Annotated in this window: 3 protein-coding genes; 1 reads left to right on the top strand and 2 read right to left on the bottom strand. The window is 39.4% G+C overall.

Annotated features, from left to right (window positions below; all coding sequences use genetic code 11):
* Positions 1-294: 294 nt before the first annotated feature.
* Both BN2425_RS03440 and BN2425_RS03435 read right to left on the bottom strand, forming a co-directional pair.
* Complete coding sequence (locus BN2425_RS03440) at positions 295-912, bottom strand: class D sortase (protein ID WP_042455063.1); 618 nt, start codon at positions 910-912, stop codon at positions 295-297.
* Positions 913-1003: 91 nt separating this feature from the next.
* Complete coding sequence (locus tag BN2425_RS03435) at positions 1004-1387, bottom strand: excalibur calcium-binding domain-containing protein (protein ID WP_042455053.1); 384 nt, start codon at positions 1385-1387, stop codon at positions 1004-1006.
* 206 nt (positions 1388-1593) lie between these two features.
* On the opposite strand from BN2425_RS03435, the gene yiaA reads away from it, so the two are divergent.
* Entirely contained in the window at positions 1594-2064 is a 471-nt protein-coding gene (gene yiaA / locus BN2425_RS03430) for an inner membrane protein YiaA (RefSeq protein WP_042455052.1), read from the top strand.
* Positions 2065-2264: the final 200 nt, after the last annotated feature.

Genomic DNA, 2264 nt, shown 5'->3' with positions numbered 1-2264 from the left:
GTTTGTTTAGTTTTCAAAGAGCAATTTGTTTCACTGTCTTAAGCGACAGGAAGTATAGTATATCGCGTTTCTTCTAACCTATCAATCATCAATTATTTCCAAATGAAATCAACTCTCTCGCTCTTTTTGAAGAGCAACGCTGTTTATCATAACGCCAAAACAGTGAAGATACAACCAGAGGTTATTTCCAAAAGCGATAACATGTTTGCCTCTTTCAAAAGCGACTTTCATATCATAACACCGAGTCTGTGATGAAACAACAAGAAACTTTTACCAATATATAAACCATCCAAATTACTCTATTGCATTCTTCTGCAGCATTTCATTATATGTTACATTCATTTCTTGCTTATATAACAGGTTTGCTTGGATAATGTATCTTTTTGGTGCGTTCCCTACATAGTTAAAAGGATAACACGTTGTTATTGTCAGTGTCGGTGATTCTTTTTTTACAATAACGGTCTGATCATTAGGCCCAGTTATCCATATTTTTGCTATTTTATAGGTATAAATGGCGCCGTCGTACTCAAGCTTCAGAATTTCATTTTCTTTTAATTCGTCAAGGCGGTAAAACACCGTATCACGATGACCGCTAAGAACCGTATTCCCACCTCCATCAGGTGCAGTCGTCCACTGACTTACATATATGCCTACTCCCTTTCTAAGCACATTTTTATCTGCGCCCCAAAACACGGAATACTTTTGGGCAATTTTTGGGATCACTAGATGTGCCACTTTTTCCCCCAATTTGTGTGGAATATCAGTACTAGGAGTTTGAATATCCAAATAGGGGAGTTCTTTTGGCAATCGTTTATCGTCTTCATTGATTCGCATAATTTCAGTATTCGTTATTTCCTCAGCTGCTGACCGCCCTGTTTTCCACTCCATAAAATAATAGGTACCAATGGTCATTCCGAATAAAAGTAAAATGGTTCCGAATAGTTTCCTCAATTTAAGTCACTCCAACGTGTAAAAACGACAGGAACGATCCTGTCGTAATGTTTTATTCGATTACTTTTCTACGGCGGAGAAGGAAGTATAGACCAACAGCCGCGATTCCCGCTCCTGCTATGACCATTGGAATATCATAGGTCGCAGTATTAGGCATAGTTCCCCCGGTGGTTCCACCTGCAGACCCTCCAGCAGCCTTTTGTTGAGCGACATATGTGTCATATTCCGCTTTGGTCACTTCACATGGCAGTCCATCGTTATCACGATCTAAGTCATGAGGGTCATTGGTCGCACTATATCCATTGTTATACCAAAAGTCCATGACTGCACCGTGCGTGCTAAAATCTTTGCAGTCCATGTCCTGCGCTTTTGCACCTATTGTAGAGACTGACGATAAAAGCACAAAAGTAAATAAAGCCGCAAACCATTTTTTCATATTCTTACCCCTTTCAAAATTTAGTACATGGTTATTTTTCCGGTAAATTTGGTCATTATTCACTGAAGTTTACATAAACTTTTCATTGTTATGACAAAAGCATCTACCATTTGTAAGAATTTTCTATATAATAGGATTAGGCACCAGCAAGAAATTTTTTCTGCAGTGCTCGATATATTAGAGAGAAATCGGGGGCGATCAAATTAATGTCTAATGAAAATGAGGTTTTATTAGATAAAGGAAATCGACATGATCAAAAATTGAAGGTAGAGAGAAAAGAGGGAGAACCAACTTCCGCTTTCAAAGGGGCATCTTGGGCTGCATTGTTAGTGGGTGTAGCAGCTTATTTGATTGGGTTGTTTAATGCCGCAATGCAGCTGAACGAAAAAGGGTATTACTTTGCCGTTTTAATATTCGGGCTTTATTCAGCGGTCTCTCTTCAGAAGGCCGTTAGAGATAAGGAAGAGGGAATTCCGGTTACCAATATTTATTATGGGATCAGTTGGTTTGCACTTATCGTATCCATTGCATTAATGGCCATTGGTTTATATAATGCCGGAAGTATTGTTTTAAGCGAAAAGGGATTTTATGGGATGGCATTTGTCCTAAGTATCTTTGCTGCCATAACCGTTCAAAAAAATATTAGGGATACACAAAAAGCGAGAGAAAGAGATTGAGCGTTGACAGTCTGATAGCAAAAAAACGACAGCATCCTGTCGTCAGATTGTCGAGAAAGGTTATTTTTCTCGGCAATTTTTCATTTTACTTGAATTAAAATATGATTTTTAGAATTGATTATCGCCTGCAATGGGGCCTATTGATTTCCGCTCCAGGTGCTTCGCGGACCGCGGGCGTGCCGGGGAGCCTCCTCGGCGCT

It is taken from the genome of Neobacillus dielmonensis, from assembly GCF_000612665.1.
In the GTDB taxonomy this organism is placed as follows: domain Bacteria; phylum Bacillota; class Bacilli; order Bacillales; family Cytobacillaceae; genus Neobacillus; species Neobacillus dielmonensis.
This window is presented reverse-complemented; position numbering and strand designations above follow the sequence as displayed.